The organism is Gluconobacter sp. ESL1110, from assembly GCF_058107395.1.
On sequence record NZ_JBYLUK010000011.1, the window covers coordinates 233,314 to 251,267 of the forward strand.

Annotated in this window: 17 protein-coding genes; 12 read left to right on the forward strand and 5 right to left on the reverse strand. The window is 57.6% G+C overall.

Annotated elements, in window-relative coordinates:
- The first annotated feature begins 38 nt into the window (after positions 1-38).
- Positions 39-731, forward strand: coding sequence for a hypothetical protein (locus AC3B6F_RS14285; protein ID WP_489824858.1), 693 nt, complete (start codon positions 39-41; stop codon positions 729-731).
- Entirely contained in the window at positions 731-1,921 is a 1,191-nt protein-coding gene (gene mtnK / locus AC3B6F_RS14290) for an S-methyl-5-thioribose kinase (protein WP_489824859.1), read from the forward strand. Before AC3B6F_RS14285 ends, mtnK begins: the two co-directional genes overlap by 1 nt.
- A 74-nt stretch (positions 1,922-1,995) precedes the next feature.
- Here the strand turns inward: mtnK and AC3B6F_RS14295 are convergent, their stop codons facing one another.
- The 3 genes from AC3B6F_RS14295 to rpsD all read right to left on the reverse strand — a co-directional run bounded on the left by AC3B6F_RS14295 (position 1,996) and on the right by rpsD (position 5,286).
- Entirely contained in the window at positions 1,996-3,543 is a 1,548-nt protein-coding gene (locus AC3B6F_RS14295; RefSeq protein WP_010501183.1) for a peptide chain release factor 3, read from the reverse strand.
- A gap of 207 nt (positions 3,544-3,750) precedes the next feature.
- Positions 3,751-4,149, reverse strand: coding sequence for a hypothetical protein (locus tag AC3B6F_RS14300; RefSeq protein WP_489824860.1), 399 nt, complete (start codon positions 4,147-4,149; stop codon positions 3,751-3,753).
- Positions 4,150-4,668: 519 nt separating this feature from the next.
- Positions 4,669-5,286 (reverse strand): 30S ribosomal protein S4, encoded by a 618-nt coding sequence (rpsD, locus tag AC3B6F_RS14305; protein WP_010501177.1) that lies wholly within the window; start codon positions 5,284-5,286, stop codon positions 4,669-4,671.
- A 347-nt stretch (positions 5,287-5,633) separates the two neighbouring features.
- Between rpsD and AC3B6F_RS14310 the strand changes: the two genes are divergently transcribed.
- Together AC3B6F_RS14310 and AC3B6F_RS14315 are read left to right on the forward strand one after the other, a co-directional pair.
- Positions 5,634-6,104, forward strand: a complete 471-nt coding sequence (locus tag AC3B6F_RS14310) for a BON domain-containing protein (protein ID WP_489824861.1) — start codon at positions 5,634-5,636, stop codon at positions 6,102-6,104.
- 57 nt (positions 6,105-6,161) lie between these two features.
- A complete protein-coding gene (locus AC3B6F_RS14315; RefSeq protein ID WP_489824862.1) occupies positions 6,162-7,406 on the forward strand; it encodes an MFS transporter in 1,245 nt (414 codons plus the stop codon).
- On the opposite strand, the gene AC3B6F_RS14320 is transcribed toward AC3B6F_RS14315, so the two are convergent.
- Positions 7,369-8,751: an MATE family efflux transporter gene (locus tag AC3B6F_RS14320; RefSeq protein WP_489824863.1), complete on the reverse strand. Its 1,383-nt coding sequence runs from the start codon at positions 8,749-8,751 to the stop codon at positions 7,369-7,371. The two genes, AC3B6F_RS14315 and AC3B6F_RS14320, sit on opposite strands and share 38 nt — an antisense overlap.
- 87 nt (positions 8,752-8,838) lie before the next feature.
- Here AC3B6F_RS14320 and cysS point away from each other — a divergent pair, with 87 nt between their 5' ends.
- The 4 genes from cysS to AC3B6F_RS14340 are packed head-to-tail and all read left to right on the forward strand — an operon-like array spanning position 8,839 to position 12,831.
- Positions 8,839-10,197 (forward strand): cysteine--tRNA ligase, encoded by a 1,359-nt coding sequence (gene cysS, locus AC3B6F_RS14325; protein ID WP_062022354.1) that lies wholly within the window; start codon positions 8,839-8,841, stop codon positions 10,195-10,197.
- 4 nt (positions 10,198-10,201) lie between these two features.
- Positions 10,202-10,978 (forward strand): RNA methyltransferase, encoded by a 777-nt coding sequence (locus AC3B6F_RS14330; RefSeq protein WP_007282518.1) that lies wholly within the window; start codon positions 10,202-10,204, stop codon positions 10,976-10,978.
- Between the two features lie 31 nt (positions 10,979-11,009).
- Positions 11,010-11,969: an ion channel gene (locus AC3B6F_RS14335; protein ID WP_062022351.1), complete on the forward strand. Its 960-nt coding sequence runs from the start codon at positions 11,010-11,012 to the stop codon at positions 11,967-11,969.
- Positions 11,962-12,831: an aldose 1-epimerase family protein gene (locus tag AC3B6F_RS14340; RefSeq protein WP_489824864.1), complete on the forward strand. Its 870-nt coding sequence runs from the start codon at positions 11,962-11,964 to the stop codon at positions 12,829-12,831. Before AC3B6F_RS14335 ends, AC3B6F_RS14340 begins: the two co-directional genes overlap by 8 nt.
- Before the next feature lie 48 nt (positions 12,832-12,879).
- On the opposite strand, the gene gltX is transcribed toward AC3B6F_RS14340, so the two are convergent.
- Positions 12,880-14,214, reverse strand: a complete 1,335-nt coding sequence (gene gltX, locus AC3B6F_RS14345) for a glutamate--tRNA ligase (protein ID WP_489824865.1) — start codon at positions 14,212-14,214, stop codon at positions 12,880-12,882.
- 290 nt (positions 14,215-14,504) lie between these two features.
- Between gltX and AC3B6F_RS14350 the strand changes: the two genes are divergently transcribed.
- The 4 genes from AC3B6F_RS14350 (at position 14,505) to AC3B6F_RS14365 (ending at position 17,891) form a co-directional block, all read left to right on the forward strand.
- Positions 14,505-15,098 (forward strand): LemA family protein, encoded by a 594-nt coding sequence (locus tag AC3B6F_RS14350; RefSeq protein WP_489824866.1) that lies wholly within the window; start codon positions 14,505-14,507, stop codon positions 15,096-15,098.
- A 14-nt stretch (positions 15,099-15,112) separates the two neighbouring features.
- Positions 15,113-15,955, forward strand: a complete 843-nt coding sequence (locus tag AC3B6F_RS14355) for a TPM domain-containing protein (RefSeq protein ID WP_489824867.1) — start codon at positions 15,113-15,115, stop codon at positions 15,953-15,955.
- Between the two features lie 108 nt (positions 15,956-16,063).
- The gene (locus AC3B6F_RS14360) at positions 16,064-17,089 is read left to right on the forward strand and encodes a Dyp-type peroxidase (RefSeq protein WP_489824868.1); all 1,026 of its coding nucleotides are present in this window, start codon (positions 16,064-16,066) and stop codon (positions 17,087-17,089) included.
- Between the two features lies 1 nt (position 17,090).
- Positions 17,091-17,891, forward strand: coding sequence for a family 1 encapsulin nanocompartment shell protein (locus tag AC3B6F_RS14365; RefSeq protein WP_489824869.1), 801 nt, complete (start codon positions 17,091-17,093; stop codon positions 17,889-17,891).
- Positions 17,892-17,954 lie beyond the last annotated feature (63 nt).

Here is a 17,954-nt window from a genome sequence, read left to right on the forward strand (position 1 = left end):
GAAGGATTGTACAGTTTTCAACCCAGCCAAGGTCCGTCATGTCACACCCTGCTTCCTGGCCCATTATATCCCTTCAGCCAGATGTGCATGTTCTGGCCGACCGCCCTCTTCCGGCCCTTACAGACGCACAGGAAGCAGCCGTTTCGCGTATCTGGGACGAGGCATTGAAATCTTATCCCACGCTTTATAACGGCCGTGTTTTCTGTGCAGACGACATTACACCCTCCCATATTCACGGCCACTGGTCTGAATATCGTCGTGTCCTTGCACAAATGAAGCAGCCCGGCATTTACGGAGACACAGTACTCAAACCACTGGCTGTCGTGGGGCTGATGTTTGCGCAGGATGGCGTCGTGATCGGCCGACGCGCGGAGACTTCCATCTACCTGCCCGGCTACTGGCAAGGCGCGCCAGCAGGCAACGTGGAAAGCCGCGCACAGGAAAACATCGTAAACCTAGCGACCCAGCTTCTTGCGGAATGTGAGGAAGAGCTGGGCCTGACGCCTGCAGAATGTCGTGTCGGGCCATGCCTGCTTGCCTGCGAACATCCCTCCACGCACATCGTCGACATCGGGATGCGCATTGACGTAGCCCTGAGTTTTTCCGACCTTCAGAAGCGATGCCGCGAGCAGGGAAATGCCGAATATGGCGCATTGCACCTGATCCGCCCTGACCACACACCCGAAGGCCCTGTCGTCCCCACACTGGCCGCCCTGCTGGAACTTTCCTGATGCCGTACTTTACTCTTGATGCGTCCAGCCTTCAGCACTGGCTCACAAACCACACTGACCTTGCCTCCCGCCTCGGCGGCTCTCCCGCAGACTGGACCATCCGCGAAGTCAGTGACGGCAATCTGAATACCGTTTTCCTTGTGGAGGGTTCGGGCGGCTCTCTGTGCTGCAAACAGGCCCTCCCCCATGTCCGCGTTGCACCGGACTGGCCCATGCCTTTGGAGCGCGCCCTGTACGAAGCCCGCTATATGCGGGCAACTGCGGATGCCGTCCGCCCAGCCGCACCCGAATTGTATTTCTACGATGACGAGATGTTCCTTCTCGTTATGGAATGCCTGACCCCACATGAGGTTCTGCGCACCGCCCTGATCCGCGATGAAGCACAGCCGGGATTTTCCGCCATTATCGGCCAGTACGTGGCCCGCAGCGTTCACGCTACAAGCTGGATCAGCCAACCCTTTGAACACGGCTCGAAACTACTGGCCGACTTCGCTGGCAACACCGCGCTCACCCGCATCACGGTCGATCTGATCCTGACCGATCCGTTCCGCCCCTGCTCGCGCAACCCTTCCCCCGAAACAGGCCTCCTTCCCGACGTGGAAGCCCTACAGGCGGACAAGCTACTCCACCGCGCCGTCGGCAGCCTTCAGGAGCGCTTCCTGACCGCACGACAGGCGCTTCTGCATGGAGACCTGCATACAGGGTCCATCATGCTGCATAAGGACGATGTCCGGGTCATTGATGGTGAATTCGCCACGATGGGACCAATCGGGTTTGATTGCGGCCTTTATCTGGGCAATCTGGCACTCCATGCCTGCGCCGCCCCACACAAAAACGCTCTGATTACGTCTGAAATCACAGCCTTCTGGAACAGCTTCACGACAGAACTCCGCACCCTTCTGAAAACAGGTGGCGGCGACGTCTGGGCGCTCTCCGATGAAACGCAACGCAGAGACCTGCTGGACAATTTTCTGCTCGACGTTTTGCGGGACACAGCCGGCTTCTGCGGTCTTGAAATAATCCGGCGCACAATTGGTTTCGCCCAGGTCGCGGATTATACGCTCTGCGCCACACCAGAAAGCCGCACGGCAGCACGCCGAAAAGCCCTTCAGACAGGGCGCGCACTTATTCTAAAAGCACCGTCTCTCCACACTCTGGAAGACCTGCTGAGCGTACTGATACTTCAGTAAGAACTGCCGGAAAGCCGTAAACAGCAGACATAAAAAAAGCCTCGCTCCCGAATACAGGAGCGAGGCTTGAAAGATCAGACCGAAGCCAGACCAATCTGTTTGATGTCGTGGAACGCCAGATCGGGGTTCATCTCGATGGTGCGGCGCATCATGAAGGACGAACTGGCGAGGAAGACCGGATCTCCATCCAGATCATCCGCCATGGATGAGCGGTTCGTCATCATGAACATCTCGATCTTTTCACGATCCCCGGTAATCCAGCGGGCCAGTGTAAATGGCGTGCTTTCAAAACCGATGGACACGCCATATTCCCCCTTCAAGCGTGACTGAAGAACGTCAAGCTGAAGTGTTCCCACAACACCCACGATCGGCGGCAGACCATCCTGCGGGCGGAAAAGCTGCACGACACCCTCTTCCGCCAGTTCTACCAGAGCCTGACGCAGCTTCTTGGCCTTCATGGCATCATCAAGACGGACACGACGCAGGATTTCCGGAGCAAAGTGCGGGACACCCGTGAAGCGCAGTTCCTCGTTCTCGCTCAGCGTATCACCAATACGGAGTGTGCCATGGTTTGGAATCCCCACCACATCTCCGCCAAAAGCTTCCTCAGCCAACTGGCGATCACGTGCAAAGAAGAACTGTGGCGTATGCAGAGCAAACTGCTTGCCGGTCCGCACATGCTTGAGACGCATCCCGCGCGTCAGACGTCCCGAACATACACGGGCGAAAGCCATGCGGTCCCGATGATTCGGGTCCATGTTCGCTTGGATCTTGAAGATCAGAGCCGTGACCTGCTCTTCATCCGCCTTGACCTCACGGCTTTCCGTCGGCTGGGCGCGTGGCGCAGGACCGTAAGCGACCAGTGCATCCAGAAGATCGGTCACACCGATTTCCTTCATGGCCGACCCGAAGAACACGGGAGACAGATGCCCCGCGTCAAAAGACTCACGATCGAACTCGGGAAGCGCGGCCTCCACCAGTTCCAGATCTTCCCGAAGCTGCACCATCCGCGGATCAGCTTCGTCCACCGGATCCTTGGTATGCACTTCACGGGTGCGGATATCGAACGTGCCAATAAACGTCGCAGCACGCCCGATCGGCCATGTCGCAGGCGAGACATCCAGCGCCAGAGAATTGGAAATTTCATCCAGAAGGGCGAAGCAGTCCTGCGCCTCACGGTCCATCTTGTTGATGAACGTAATGATCGGAATATCGCGCAGACGGCAGATCTCGAACAGCTTGCGCGTCCGGTCCTCGATGCCCTTTGCCGCATCAATCACCATGACGGCACAGTCCACAGCCGTCAGGGTACGATAGGTATCTTCAGAGAAGTCTTCATGGCCCGGAGTATCAAGCAGGTTGAAGACGCAGTTGCCGTATTCGAACGTCATGACGGAGGTCACAACGGAAATGCCACGGTCCCGCTCAATGCCCATCCAGTCAGATTTGGTCCGGCGGCGCTCACCCTTGGCACGCACGTTCCCAGCAAGCTGGATGGCACCACCTGCGCGCAGGATACGTTCCGTCAGGGTCGTCTTACCGGCGTCTGGATGGGAAATGATGGCAAACGTACGCCGACGAGCGATCTCGCGGGTAATTTCAGCGCTCAGCGCCTCTGACATGATGCCTCCGGCAACGTAGAAAAAATCCGGGACTGGAGCTTTCGCGACGTCCAGACAGGCACATAGCCTGTTAGCAAATACAGAGGACAGCCCTCATGGAAGCCTTACCCATCGGGAGGCGCAATGTGCAGAAGACCGCTTTTGCCGTCAAGCATTCCCTCGCTTAACGGGCCTTTTCCGCGAACTTTCGCTTCTACAAAGGAGATATCAGTTCACAGTATTCCCATGTGGCGCAATCCCCGTCATCCCCATCGGGCTAGCTTGAGCATACGCTTCCCCAAACTGCCCGATCGCACTCCCGGAAACGGGATCATGCACCGCAGGGACCCCGCCCACGCCCACACGATCTGAACCATTTCCGGAAAATTGACGCCGCAGAAACTGAAACACCTTATCACTGGCCGTCCAGGTCAGAGCGGGTGGCACAATCATTCGAGGTTGAGGCGCTTCTATATACGCGCCCGGCATGAGTTGCCGTGATGTTACATCATAGCGCCCTGAAGCTGGAGGCACGGCAAAAGACGGAGGCACAAAGGTGTTGATCCCCTTTGCTTCAGAAGCGTGCATCGTGCAGCCAAATACTGCCAGCCAGAAACTTTTCAGCATCCATGACCGCATCTGTCCGCCCCTGAAGCTCTACTTATTACCTACCATCTGAAACCCAAATTATGGCCAGTCACACTTCGAACAACACCCGTCACTGTGTCTACGGCCTTTCCCGCCGCAGTTCGCTCCATAACAGGAGGCCTGATCGGACACCTTTGGGATGAAACAATCACGGTTCCATCTCTGTAGTGAACAAGATGTAAATGGGGCGGTGGCGGGGGATGATAATGTGTATCGGGAGCTACGAAGGTGTTGATCCCGCGAGCATTAGCTGACGCGCAGGCCGCAGCACAGATAAGAACCACACCCAGCCCAAAGCGCATCTTTCGCCGCCGCTCTTTGATATAAAATATAAAGCATCATTCAGAGATGAATTGATACAATCAAAGAGTTAGAACATAAAACCCTGCACGGTTCTTCGCATTTTTTTGCAAGCACAAACAAAAAACGCCGGATGGGAAACCCATCCGACGTTTTCTGATCGCGTTCTGATCCGGGCCCGAAAGCCCGGGACCTGAATTAGCGGGAGTAGAACTCGACAACCAGGTTCGGTTCCATCTGCACCGGATACGGCACATCGGAGAGAACCGGCGTACGCAGGAACGTACCCTTCATCTGGCGGTGATCGACTTCAACGTATTCCGGCGTGTCGCGCTCGCCCGTCTGCACGGAGTCGAGAACGATGGCGAGGTGCTTGGACTTCTCGCGCACTTCGATGACGTCGCCTTCCTTCACGAGGTAGGACGGGATGTTCACCTTCTTGCCGTTGACCGTAACATGGCCATGACTGACGAACTGACGTGCTGCGAACGGCGTGATCGCAAACTTCAGACGGTACACAACGGCGTCCAGACGACGCTCCAGCAGACCGATCAGGTTCTCGGAGGTATCACCCTTACGACGGACGGCTTCGTCGTAGTACTTGCGGAACTGCTTCTCGCTGATGTTGCCGTAGTAGCCCTTGAGCTTCTGCTTGGCCATCAGCTGGATGGAGAAGTCAGAAGGCTTCTGCTTACGACGCTGACCATGCTGACCCGGACCGTATTCACGACGGTTCACAGGGGACTTTGCACGGCCCCAAAGGTTTACGCCGAGACGGCGATTGATCTTGTACTTGCTCTCAAGACGCTTTGACATGGGTTAACCCCTGTTCATACATCAGGCTCGCCCCATGCTGCATGACGAGCCGTTTTGTTGCGCCGGTAGGCCCTTCCCCGAATTGGAAAGGACGGGCGCGCACCCAAAAACCGGAGCCTGCGGGGTACAGAAACCCACAATAATGGCCCGGCCGGTACGTCCTCGTTTCCGGCAGTGGACCCGCGCCTAACAGGTCTCATGCTCTTCTGTCAATCAAAGGCCGATTCTGGCCCCTGTTATTTTCTCGCAGCAGATGCTTATAAAGCGCGCAACCCCTCCCGGGGGGTTTGCGCTAACGGTCTGGTCCTCCCCTCTGATCGGGGAGCCATGCCTTTTTGAGTTTGCCCATGAAAATCTATCGCTTCAATCCCAAGGCTGGTCGTATTGCCGAAGGGTCCTTCGAAGGACTGATCCAGTCCCTTGATGCACCAGCGCCGCCCAAGCCGGGTGAAAGCGCCATCAAGCGTGCCTTCAAGAAGTTCGGCCTCGCACAGATGCACATGTCGCATCTCGTAATTGATGACCGCACAATCTATCTGCGCGGCAAGGCGGAAACCGCAAAGGCGCGTGACCAGATGATCCTTACGGCAGGCAACGTCGCTGGCGTGGCCGCTGTCGAGGCCGAAATTCAGGTCCCCCCCGGAACCCCCGATCCAAAGTTCCTGGAAATCAAGACCAGCCAGAACCTCGATGAGGTGGCTGAAAAGCTGCCGGAAGATATTTCGGGCGATGAGCTTCTTGATGCAAATCAACCGCTTGTCACAAGCAAGGATGACATTTATCCGGGACAGACAATCCGTCTGCCAACGGAGAATTGAACTGACCAGCCAGAACACTTCCCCGTGAACGTGTCCGGCTAGCATTTCAGGGTCCGGATGGTGGACAGATTTCCCCCTCTTCCGGACCTTTTCCATATGGAATTAATCGAACCAGTCGATGTCGAGCGGGTGCGTCCACCTCACGGCGTCGAACCAGCCATGTTCGCCCTCATGCTGGCAACATTTACAATCGGGACTGGCGAATTCGCCATGATGGGCCTACTGCCCGAGCTCTCCCACTCCTTGGGAATTTCCATTTCCCGCGCCAGCTCCGTCATCTCAGCTTATGCGCTCGGCGTCGTGGTTGGAGCACCTCTCATTGCGGTTGCAGGTGCGAAGCTCCCTCGCCGTACACTTCTGCTTGCCATGCTCGTACTTTTCCTCGTGGGAAATACCGGCACGATCCTGATGCCGAACCTGCTCGACATTGAAGTCATGCGCTTCATCACCGGGCTTCCACACGGGGCCTTTTTCGGTGTTTCAGCACTCGTCGGCGCATCCATAGTCGAACGTGCAAGACGTGGCCGCACGGTTGGACGTGTTCTGTCCGGCATCATGTTCTCTACCGTCGTAGGTTCCCCCCTCTCCACTTACGCCGCCAATCACCTCGGATGGCGCGCCGCTTACGCTGCAATTTCGCTCCTCGGACTGCTGTGTTTTCTGGCGATCTGGTACTTCGCCCCACGTGACAAACCCCATCCGAATGCCAATGCCCTGGCCGAACTCGGGGCCTTCAAACGCCCTCAGGTTCTGCTGACGCTCCTGACAAGCGCCATCGGCTTCGGCGGTCTGTTCGCGATCTACACCTTTCTCACCACGGCCCTGTCAGACGTCACACATTTGCCAGACTGGGCTGTCGCGCTCTACCAGATCGTGTGGGGCCTCGGCATGCTCGCAGGCAATGCATTCGGAGGCGCCATGGCGGACCGAAACATCAACCGAACGATCCTGGCCTCCTTCGCCGCAAGCTGTGTGTTCATGCTGGGTTTCTGGCTCCTGCTGCCCTTGCCGGTCGCCATGCTTCCCATCACGTTCCTGATCCCGGCCACACTGATCGGCATTTCTCCGGCCATCCAGAGCCATCTTATGGAAGTCGCGGGAGATGCACAGACACTGGCCGCGTCCTTGAACAACTCGGCTTTCAACATCGCCAACGCCGCAGGCACATGGCTGGGCGCTTTCCTGGTCAGTTCAGGGCTTGGACTTGCTTCTATTGGCTGGGGATCTGCCCTGCTTTCCGCAGGTGGCTTCTTCGTCTACCTGATTACGATGGCACAGGCTCGACTCTCCGCATCACGCTGAAAAGCCGGAAACCAAGAGCGACAGAACTGACTGTCAGGGCTGTCGCCATGCCAATCCACAGGCCTTCCGCCCCCCAGTGCTGCTGGAAGGCCAACCACCCACCAAAAACAAGCCCGATCAGGCCGTAATTTGAAACGGCAATCACCATCGGCCAGACCGTGTCGCCACAGCCTCTCAAAGCGCCACTGAAGACAACCTGAAGCCCGTCCACAATCTGGTAAATCCCGGCAATCTTCATCAGGGTAATAACAAGCGCCGCCGTTGCCGGATCAGGAGCATGCCCCGTGAAATACAGACTGACGATCTTTTCTGGCCAGATCAGCAGCAGCGCAGAAGACAGCACGGACCAGACCAGCACAATCCAGATCCCGGTCCAGGCCGCACGGCGGCTCTGATCCATCCGTCCCGCCCCACGCCAGTACGCCACACGAACATTCGTTGACTGACCAATGGCCAGACACACCATGAACAGAAGCGCACTGACATTCACCGCAACCTGATGGGCTGCGAGGCTCTGCGTGCCGAGCTCTCCCGCACGAAGACTGGTGATCTGGAACATGAGAATTTCAGCAGCGGCCCCCAGCATCATTGGCAGGCCGAGCTTCAAAAGCTCTTTCATGACAGGCCAGTGTACGGCGGCTGGCTTCATGACAGCCCGTACACGTGGATGCATCAGGCACAGACCCGTCAGGGCAAAACTGATTGCCCAGCCCGTCAGCGTCGTGGCCGTCGCGGACCCAAACAGCCCCATGGCTGGCAAACCAAACCAGCCATGGATCAGCGCCGCATTGGTGATGCCATTGCAGATCGCCATGGCCGGCATGATCCACAACAGAAGCGTCTCCGCCCCAAGCGAAGGCAGCGCCACACGCAGAACACCAATGACAGCAAGATCAGGCAGCAGTGAATACAGCAGGATGCGGATGAAGTGACTTCCCTGCGTCACCACATCGCTCGGCTCAGACAGCCACGCAAACAGCGGCTGGACGTTCCAGAGCAGCAAAGCGCAGGGAACGAAAATCAGAAGCGCCAGAAGAAACGTCGCGCTCATCACGCTCCGGCCATCATGAGCCTCACGCCCATGATCTTCCGCACCTCGTCCATGCGACAGAAGCACGCCCGCGCCACCAAGAATGGTCTGACACGTCACCATAGTGGTAAAGAAGAAGGTATTGACCAGACCGCCAACAGCCACTTCCGCAACGCCCAGACCGCCCAGCAGAATGGTGTCCGTCACGCCCATCGACATTTCGGAGAGCTGTGACAGGGCCAGGGGCAGAGCGACCCTCAGAAGGGCAAGAGCATGTCCGCGGGGAGAAGTAGGATCTTTGAAGGTGCTACGCATAAGTCTCCCTATCGCAGGCCAGATCATACGCACAAGGGTAACAAACCCTGTTGCACCAAACCGGCGGCTGGCGCATTGATCGCCTCTATGGCCGATCCCGTCCCTCACGTGCTCCGTCTGCACGATACCCACGCGCGCGAAAAGCGACAGTTCACACCACTCGATCCGCAGAACGTCCGGGTCTATTTCTGTGGTCCCACCGTCTATGACCGCGCCCATCTGGGCAATCTGCGCGCCATGATGTGCGCGGATATCCTCGTGCGGCTGCTGCGCGTCCTGTATCCGCAGGTCACCTATGCACGCAACGTCACGGATGTGGACGACAAGATCACCGCGCGCGCCAAAGAGAACGGCGAAGATATTTCTGCCCTGACCGCCCGAACGACCGAAGCCTTTCATGAAGATTTGGCGTCACTGGGGATTCTGCCGCCGGATATCGAACCACGCGCCACACATCATATTCCTGAAATGCTGGATATGATCGGCCGCCTGATCGAGAACGGTCATGCCTACGAGGCCGAAGGGCACGTCCTGTTCGCCGTCCGGAACTTCCCGTCTTATGGCGAACTCTCCGGCCGCTCGCTGGATGACATGATCGCTGGCGCCCGCGTCGAGGTTGCGCCCTACAAGCGTGATCCGGGCGATTTCGTACTCTGGAAGCCGTCCACACCGGACCAGCCCGGGTGGGACAGCCCCTATGGCCGCGGTCGCCCCGGCTGGCACATCGAATGCTCCGCCATGTCACACCGGTATCTGGGTGAGAGCTTCGATATCCATGGCGGCGGCGATGACCTGCTGTTCCCGCATCATGAAAACGAGCGTGCGCAGTCTCTGTGCTGCTATCCGGGCAGCAAGTTTGCCACGCACTGGCTCCATAACGGCATGCTGCTCTCCAATGGAGAGAAAATGTCCAAGTCTCTGGGCAATTTCTTCACCATCCGGGAAGTCTTGGAAAAGTCTCCGGCGGAACCCCTGCGCTTCCTGTATCTAGGCGCGCACTACCGTTCGACGCTGGATTTCACGTGGGACAAGCTGGAAGAAGCACGCCGTATTCTGGATCGCCTCTATCGCGCCCTTGAGCGTGGAGACGCGCAGCAGGGTGCAGACGTTCCGGCAACGGTGCTGGATGCCCTGTGCGACGATCTGAACACACCGCTCGCCATCGCAGCCCTGCACCCGCTTGCAGACGCCGCCATGCAGGGCGATCAGGAAGCCGCATCCGGTCTTCTGGCTGCTGGAAAGCAGCTTGGTCTGTTTCAGGTTTCCCCGGCTGAGTGGTTCCGCTCAGGCGTTGACGCGTCCGCCATCGAAGCCCTGATCGAGGAACGTCTGGCAGCCCGCAAGGCCCGCGACTTTGCCCGTGCGGACGAAATCCGGAACCAGCTTGCCGCAGACGGCATCACGCTGGAAGACGGCCCCGGTGGCACAACATGGCGGAAGGCATAATCCCATGACCGGACGTGATGGTGGTGCCGATCTGGAACCGATCGGCGAATTTGATCCCGTTGTCATTCTCGTGCGCCCGCAGTTGGCCGAAAATATCGGCACGACTGCCCGCGCCATGGCGAATGGCGGTCTGTTCCATCTGCGTATTGTCGCACCGCGGGACGGCTGGCCGCAGGAGCGCGCCTGGCCAGCGTCTTCCGGTGCCCATCGCATCCTCGACAACGCGCAGGTTTTCGAAACGGTCGATGACGCCGTGGCCGACCTGCATCGTGTTTTTGCAACCTGCCCCCGCCCCCGCCATGTCGTGAAGCCTGTCATGACAGCGCGCGGCGCTGCGGCGGAACTCCGCGTGGCTTCCACGCGGGGCCTGCGCACCGGTATCCTGTTCGGGCCGGAACGCGCTGGCCTCGACGTCGAAGACATGGCGCGCGCCGATACGCTGGTGCGTTACCCGCTCAATCCGAAGTTCATGTCTCTTAACCTCGCACAGGCCGTGCTCGTCATGGCTTATGAGTGGTATCTGACCGAAGACATGACGCCCCCACGTGACCTCATGACCAATGAGACGCATGTGGCCACCAAGGGCGAGCTGGAAAACTTCATGTCCCATCTGCTGCGGGAACTTGATGACTGTGGCTTCCTGCGTAATGAGCAGAAGAAGCCGGGCATGATCCGCAATCTGCGGCATTTCTTCACACGCGGCGAAGTTACTGAGCAGGAACTTCGCACGCTCCATGGCGTGGTCAGCGAACTGGTCAGCGCCAGAAAGGCAAGACGGTAAGACCATGATCCACTGGCGACACAGGCAACGGATGCATCCACGGCCTGAGGCGCTGGTGGTCGAAACGGCCAACCGCATCCGGGCCCATGTTCTGGAAGAAAACGGCCGGGGCGACATTATTCGCACCGGTCTGAAAGAGGGCTCCTTCGGAGACCTCTACCACCACCTGATGACCATGACATGGGGGACATTCTTCTGGGCGTCCCTCCTTTTGTATCTAGTCATCAATATCGGTTTTGCCGCTCTTTATTACATCATCCCCAACAGCGTCAGCGGCGTCCCGCATGGGGATTTCCTCGATGACGTGTTCTTCAGCGTCCAGACGATTTCAACCGTCGGATACGGTACGATGGCGCCAGTCGGACGGCTGACCAACACCATTGTGTCTTTCGAAGTGCTCGCCGGGATGATGCTCAACGCGCTTGCCACCGGGCTGGTGTTCGCACGTTTTTCCCGGCCCCGCGCCCGCATCCTGTTCAGCCATGTCGCCGTCGTGTCCTACGATGATCTGATCCCGACACTCACCATCCGCATCGCCAATCGTCGTCGCACGCTGATCCTGTCCGCTAATGTTGAAATGACCCTGACGCGCCTGATGCCGGACGACCATGGCCGACTGGTGCGCCGTTTCGACAGACTCACGCTGATCCAGTCGCATGTGCCCATCTTCCGGATCAGCCTGAACGCCACACACATGATTGATGAGACCAGCCCGCTTTATGGCCTGTCCGCAGACACGCTCATTGACCAGAATGCAGAGATCATCATCACGATGGATGGGACAGACGAAATCTCCTCCCAGACACTCTTCGCACGACATGCCTACGAGATCGGCCATGTGAAACACGGATACCGTTTCTCGGACATGATCCATCACCGCCCGGACGGCAGGGTCGAGGTCGACTTCACCCGGTTCCACACAACCGAACACGGGGACCACGAACCGATTGATCCGTCCACAGCGCATGAAAGGCACCATCACCATGTCTGACACTCAGCACAGCTTTGGAAAAAATGGCCTGACGGCAACGGTTTCCGCTCATGGCGCCGAGTTGACCTCCCTCCGCACGGCTTCTGGCCAGGACCTCCTCTGGAATGCTGGCCCCGCATGGGAACGCCATTCTCCGGTCCTGTTTCCGATCGTCGGCAAACCTCCTGAAAACACCACCTTCAACGGACAGCCCGTAACGCTGAAACAGCACGGCTTCGCCCGTGACATGACCTTCCGCTGGCTGGAGCGCACGGAAAGCGGCTGTGTTCTGGAACTGGAAGACACTCCTGAAACACAGACGCTGTTTCCCGCTGCATTCCGCCTGCATCTCATCTACCGGATGGAGGAAACCGGCCTGCATGTCGGCTATGTTCTGACCAATCCTTCTGAAGACACCACCCTTCATGCCTCGCTTGGCGTGCATCCGGCGTTCATGTGGCCACTCAAGCCTGACGCCGAACGCGCCGGACATCGACTGACTTTCGAGAAGGCCGAAACCGCTCAGATCCGGCGCATCAGTCCGGACGGTCTGCTACCAGAGGGCGTCCCTTCCCCAATTACGGATCGTATTCTTCCGCTGACAGACACCCTGTTCAAAGCTGATGCCATCATCATGCTGGATGCCCACAGCAAGGCCGTCGATTTCACAGGCCCGGACGGCAGCGGCCTCCGCGTCCGCTGGGACGGGTTCAAGGATCTTGGCATCTGGACCAAGCCGGGCGCAGATTTCCTGTGCATCGAACCTTGGTACGGCTACGCCACACCCGTTGGCTTCACCGGAGATTTTTCAGAAAAGCCGGGTCTGCTTCATCTCCAGCCCGGCGAAAGCTGGGAAGCTTTCTGGAGCGTCGAGCCAATCTAAAGCTCGATATTGGGAATGCCCCCAATCAAAGGGCATTCCCACCCTAAATCACGCACCAATAGCATCCTGAAGACGAGACACTGTCCGCGCATGGCCCATCAGGCCCAGCAAAACATGCAGTTCCGGCCCGTTGTCCTCCCCCGTCAGCGCCAGACGGAGCGGCATGAACAGGGCTTTACCCTTTCGGCCTGACTTGTCCTTCAGAGCTGTCGTCCAGTCCTTCCAGGTGTCTTCACCCCAAGGCTCAGCGGGAAGAGTCTCGAGCGCCTGTTGCAGGAACTCACGGTCTTCCGGCTGTGATGGCGGGACAATCGTGCCCTGCGTCACATCCCACCAATGCGGGATTTCTGCCGTCAGATCGACATTGCCACGCACTGCATTCCAGAACTCTTCCGTCGCCTCGGCTGGAAGATGAGCCTTGGCGACCGAGAACGGCAGGCTGTGCAGAGCCTTGCGGTTCAGAGCAAGCAGTTGGCGCATATCGAACCGCGCGGCAGACTTGGAGACATGGGAGATTTCGTAGGCCGCAATGGCCTCTTCCATCGTCATGACTTCCGGATCATCAGACGTACCGACGCGCGCCAGATACGCCACGATGGACATCGGCTCGATCCCATCCTGACGCAACGATTTCAGGCCCAGCGCATCGAAACGCTTGGACAGCTTTCCACCATCAGAATCCAGCAGGAGCGGCAGATGCGCAAAGGTGAAGCGATCCGACTTTGCACCCAGAGCTTCAGCAATGTCGATCTGGACACCCGTATTCGTCAGGTGATCTTCGCCACGGACGATATGCGTGATGCCCATTTCCAGATCATCAACAACTGAGGCGAGCGTATAGAGGATCGTGCCATCTGCGCGGATCAAGACTGGATCGGAGATTGCCGTCAGCTTGACGGAGCAATCGTCCATGACGAGATCCTGCCACTTGCGACTCCCATCCGTCAGCTTGAAGCGCCAGTGCGGCGTCTTGCCATTGGCTTCCGCACGCGCCCGCTGGTCAGGCGTCAGCTTCAGCATGGCGCGATCATAGATCGGGGCCTTGCCAGCCCGAATGCGCATCTCGCGCTTCGCATTCAGCTCGTATTCCGTCTCGAAGCACGGATACAGCCGACCAGAGGCTTTCAGCTTGTCGATCGCCGCTGCATACCGCTCCATCCGCGAGGACTGACGGGCCTCTTCATCCCAGTCCAGGCCAAGCCACGCAAGATCCTTGCGGATGGCCTCCTCATACTCAGGCTTGCTCCGTGCGACGTCCGTATCGTCGATCCGCAGCAGGAACTTGCCGCCATGACGACGGGCAAACAGGAAGTTGGCCACAGCCTGACGGGCATTGCCAACATGAAGATAGCCCGTAGGCGAAGGGGCGAAGCGCAGTTTCATGCCGCCTTAATGCCGCATGATTGCGCGTGATACCAGATGCTTGAAATCCCTTCCCCATAACAGGCTCCTGGCCCCGCAAAAGACTGCCAGAACTTCAAATAAAACCAGAGCCTCACCATGATATAACGTAGCAAACGGGCCCAATACTTCGGATTTCATCGCACACGAAAAAGAAACGTTTTTTCGTTCAGTCCGATCTGTTGTAAAGATCTCAGGAACAGACCCTCACGACTGGCCCTTTCTTCTACCGTCAGAGTGATGATCCGATTTTTGATTTCAGAGGACTCTTGATGAAAAAACTTCTCATTCCGGCGATTCTGGTCATCGGGCTCATCATCCTGATGGGATCGAACTACAATCGCTTTATGGGTGCAGATCAGCGCGTTCAGGAACAGATGGGCCAGCTTCAGAACGAAGTGCAACGCCAGTCAGACCTGATTCCCAACCTGGTCAACACAGTCAAGGGCTATGCCACACACGAGCATGACACCCTGACCGACTACGCCGCTGCCCGCTCCGGTGAAACACCGCTGAATCGTATTGATCCCCGTTCGGTCAGTGACGAAACTCTTCAGAAAAAAATCCTGGATGCCCAGACGCGCAACGCTCAGGAGATCAAGGCCATCACCGCCGTTGCCGAGCAGTCCCCGCAGCTTCAGGCCAACCAGAACTTCTCAAGCCTGATGGTGCAGCTTGAAGGCACACAGAACCGCATTACCGTGGCTCGTCAGCGTCTTCAGCAGGCCATTCTGTCCTATAATCAGACGGTCATGCACTTTCCCGGCAACCTTCTGGCCGGCGTGATGGGCTATCATCAGCGTGTCTATTACGAAGCCTCACCGGCTGCCCAGACGCCGCCCGTCGTCGACTTTTCAAAACACTGACCTGATAGAACACCATGCAGACTGTGCTGACCCTGACCCGTTCCCTGCTCACGCGCAGTCTACATCCTGTGTTCTGTGCACTCGCCCTGCTGTGCCTTCCCTTGGCTGGCACAGCAGAAGCAGCCCCGCTCACTCAGCTTGTCACTGACCCGCACAATACCCTGTCAGACGCGGAACGGGACCAACTGGTCGACAAACTCACAACCCTCCGCGAAACGCTCCCGAACCACCCGCATATCCTGATCGATCTTCCCGGCCATGTTGAGGACATCGACCAGTATGCCAATGAGACTTTCCATGCTTCGGGCATCGGCCAAAAGGGGCAGGACAACGGTCTGCTGATCGTTCTGGATATTCCAGATACACAGTCCCGCATTGAAGTCGGGTATGGCTTTGAAGGCGATCTGACAGATCTTCAGACACACACCATTCTCGTTGCGGCGCGACCCGACCTGAAAGCCGGGCACTATGCCGCCGCACTGAACGGCATGGTCGATACGATCGGCGAAACCCTGCGCAAGAGCGATACCACAGTGCAGGAAACCGCAGCACCTGACGAAGCCATCACGTTTTCCAACACAGACATGCTTCTTGGCGTGGGTGGACTGCTACTGTTGCTTGTCGGAACCGTCTTCACGATGCGGGCGCAACGCCGAGCGAGCCGAGGCGAGCCTCTGTCCGGACTGGATCGCTTTCTTATCAGTGTTCCATGGGATGTTTTTTTGAACCTCCTTATCAACATTCTCTCCGCCGCCGCCCGCAATAACTCTCGCGGAAGCGGCACCTCCGGGAACAGGAACAGCTACAGATCCGGTGGCGGAGATTCCGGCGGTGGCGGCTCGAAGGACAAGTGGTAACAGTCATTCCAGCATAGGATCTTGCCCGTCAGAACCTTGCCTTAATCCGTTTCCCTCCTATGGTGATCTCAGAACGCTTCAACACTTTGTAAAGAAGATCTGAGAGCCTTGCAGAATCCTCAACCTGTCGCAGCAACACTGACCAGTGCCTCTGTTTTCCTTGTCGCGACACTGGATGAAACTCTTTCCGACGGCACGCAGATCCGCGAGTTGCTCGGAGACATGTCCTCTCTGGTTCGCGGCGTCGGCTTTCGTATTCCCGATGGGCGCCTCTCCTGCGTAACGGGCATTGGCGCAGACGCATGGACGCGGCTTTTCGGCGCTCCCATGCCCAAGGATCTTCACCCGTTCGAAGCTATCAGTGGCGTTCATGACGCCCCCTCCACGCCCGGTGACATGCTGTTTCATATCCGTGCTGCGCGCATGGATCTGTGCTTTGAAATGGCCGCCACAATCGCGTCCAGATTAGAGGGTGCAGGCAAGATCATCGATGAAGTTCATGGCTTCAAATATTTCGATGAACGTGACCTGCTAGGCTTTGTGGACGGAACGGAAAACCCGTCCGGTCAGGCGGCGCTAGACTGCACACTGATTGGCGACGAAGATCCGGATTTTGCGGGTGGTAGCTACGTCATCATCCAGAAATACCTGCATGACCTGAAGAAATGGAATGCTATTCCGACGGAAGTGCAGGAACATATCATTGGTCGAAAGAAGCTTTCGGACATTGAACTCCGTGAAGCCGACAAGCCCAGCTACGCTCATAATGTTCTGACCAACATCGAAGAAAACGGCGAGCAGCTTCAGATCGTGCGGGACAACATGCCGTTCGGTGAAGTCGGCAAAGGTGAATACGGCACGTATTTCATCGGGTACGCCAAATCCCCGTCCCGTATCGAACAGATGCTCCGCAACATGTTCATCGGAAAGCCGGTCGGTAATTACGATCGCATTCTGGACGTCAGCCGCGCCGTTACTGGCAATCTCTTCTTCATTCCCACGGCGGACTTTCTGGATAACGCTCCGGACATGCCTGCCCCTACGGCTGAACAGTCCCCTGCTCCCGCGCAAGCCGCCACAGCTTCAAAACTATCCGGCTCACTAGGTATCGGTTCGTTGAAAAAGGATCACTGACATGAACAATCTCCACCGTCATCTCGCCCCGATTTCAACAGCCGCATGGGCGCAGATCGAGGATGAAGCCTCCCGCACGCTGCGCCGTCATCTGGCGGGTCGCCGCATCGTGGACACATCCGAGCCCAAGGGCGAAAAGTTCTCGGCCGTTGAAACGGGACGCATCATCGCCATCGACGCTCCAAACGACGGGGTCAGTGCGTCCCTGCGTCAGGTTCTTCCCGTTGTCGAACTGCGCGTCCCTTTCACGCTTTCGCGGGCTGAAATCGATGCTGTGGACAGAGGATCAGAAGATTCCGACTGGCAGCCCGTCAAAGACGCAGCCCAGAAAATCGCCTTCGCCGAAGACCGCGCCATTTTCAACGGCTACGCCCCGGCTGGCATCAAGGGTATCCGCAAAGCAACATCCAACACGCCTCTCACACTTCCAGCAAGTATTCAGGACTATTCCCACGTCATCGCTGATGCTCTGAACGAGTTGCGTCTGGCTGGCGTCAACGGACCCTATTCCATCGTTCTCGGTGCCAAAGCCTATCAGGCTGTCAGCGGTGGCGATGATGATGGGTATCCGGTCCGCAGGCATCTTGAGAGCATGATCGACGGCAAGATCATCTGGGCACCTGCCATTGAAGGCGCATTTGTTGTCACAACACGTGGCGGTGATCTGGCACTCGATATCGGGCAGGATTTCTCGATTGGCTATCTGGGTCATACTGCCGAGACGGTTGAACTTTACATTCAGGAAAGCTTCATTTTCCGCGTTCTGACCAGTGAAGCCACGGTTGCCATCAACCCGGCCTGAGCGGTCCGAAAACTACCTGCTACAAAAAAGGCCTCTCCGGATTGGAGAGGCCTTTTTCATACG

Excerpts from the sequence above, each read along its gene's own strand:
- AC3B6F_RS14285 (WP_489824858.1), top strand. The coding sequence starts at position 39 with ATGTCACACCCTGCTTCCTGGCCCATTATATCCCTTCAGCCAGATGTG.
- mtnK (WP_489824859.1), top strand. The coding sequence starts at position 731 with ATGCCGTACTTTACTCTTGATGCGTCCAGCCTTCAGCACTGGCTCACA.
- AC3B6F_RS14295 (WP_010501183.1), bottom strand. The coding sequence starts at position 3,543 with ATGTCAGAGGCGCTGAGCGCTGAAATTACCCGCGAGATCGCTCGTCGG.
- AC3B6F_RS14300 (WP_489824860.1), bottom strand. The coding sequence starts at position 4,149 with ATGCTGAAAAGTTTCTGGCTGGCAGTATTTGGCTGCACGATGCACGCT.
- rpsD (WP_010501177.1), bottom strand. The coding sequence starts at position 5,286 with ATGTCAAAGCGTCTTGAGAGCAAGTACAAGATCAATCGCCGTCTCGGC.
- AC3B6F_RS14310 (WP_489824861.1), top strand. The coding sequence starts at position 5,634 with ATGAAAATCTATCGCTTCAATCCCAAGGCTGGTCGTATTGCCGAAGGG.
- AC3B6F_RS14315 (WP_489824862.1), top strand. The coding sequence starts at position 6,162 with ATGGTGGACAGATTTCCCCCTCTTCCGGACCTTTTCCATATGGAATTA.
- AC3B6F_RS14320 (WP_489824863.1), bottom strand. The coding sequence starts at position 8,751 with ATGCGTAGCACCTTCAAAGATCCTACTTCTCCCCGCGGACATGCTCTT.
- cysS (WP_062022354.1), top strand. The coding sequence starts at position 8,839 with ATGGCCGATCCCGTCCCTCACGTGCTCCGTCTGCACGATACCCACGCG.
- AC3B6F_RS14330 (WP_007282518.1), top strand. The coding sequence starts at position 10,202 with ATGACCGGACGTGATGGTGGTGCCGATCTGGAACCGATCGGCGAATTT.
- AC3B6F_RS14335 (WP_062022351.1), top strand. The coding sequence starts at position 11,010 with ATGCATCCACGGCCTGAGGCGCTGGTGGTCGAAACGGCCAACCGCATC.
- AC3B6F_RS14340 (WP_489824864.1), top strand. The coding sequence starts at position 11,962 with ATGTCTGACACTCAGCACAGCTTTGGAAAAAATGGCCTGACGGCAACG.
- gltX (WP_489824865.1), bottom strand. The coding sequence starts at position 14,214 with ATGAAACTGCGCTTCGCCCCTTCGCCTACGGGCTATCTTCATGTTGGC.
- AC3B6F_RS14350 (WP_489824866.1), top strand. The coding sequence starts at position 14,505 with ATGAAAAAACTTCTCATTCCGGCGATTCTGGTCATCGGGCTCATCATC.
- AC3B6F_RS14355 (WP_489824867.1), top strand. The coding sequence starts at position 15,113 with ATGCAGACTGTGCTGACCCTGACCCGTTCCCTGCTCACGCGCAGTCTA.
- AC3B6F_RS14365 (WP_489824869.1), top strand. The coding sequence starts at position 17,091 with ATGAACAATCTCCACCGTCATCTCGCCCCGATTTCAACAGCCGCATGG.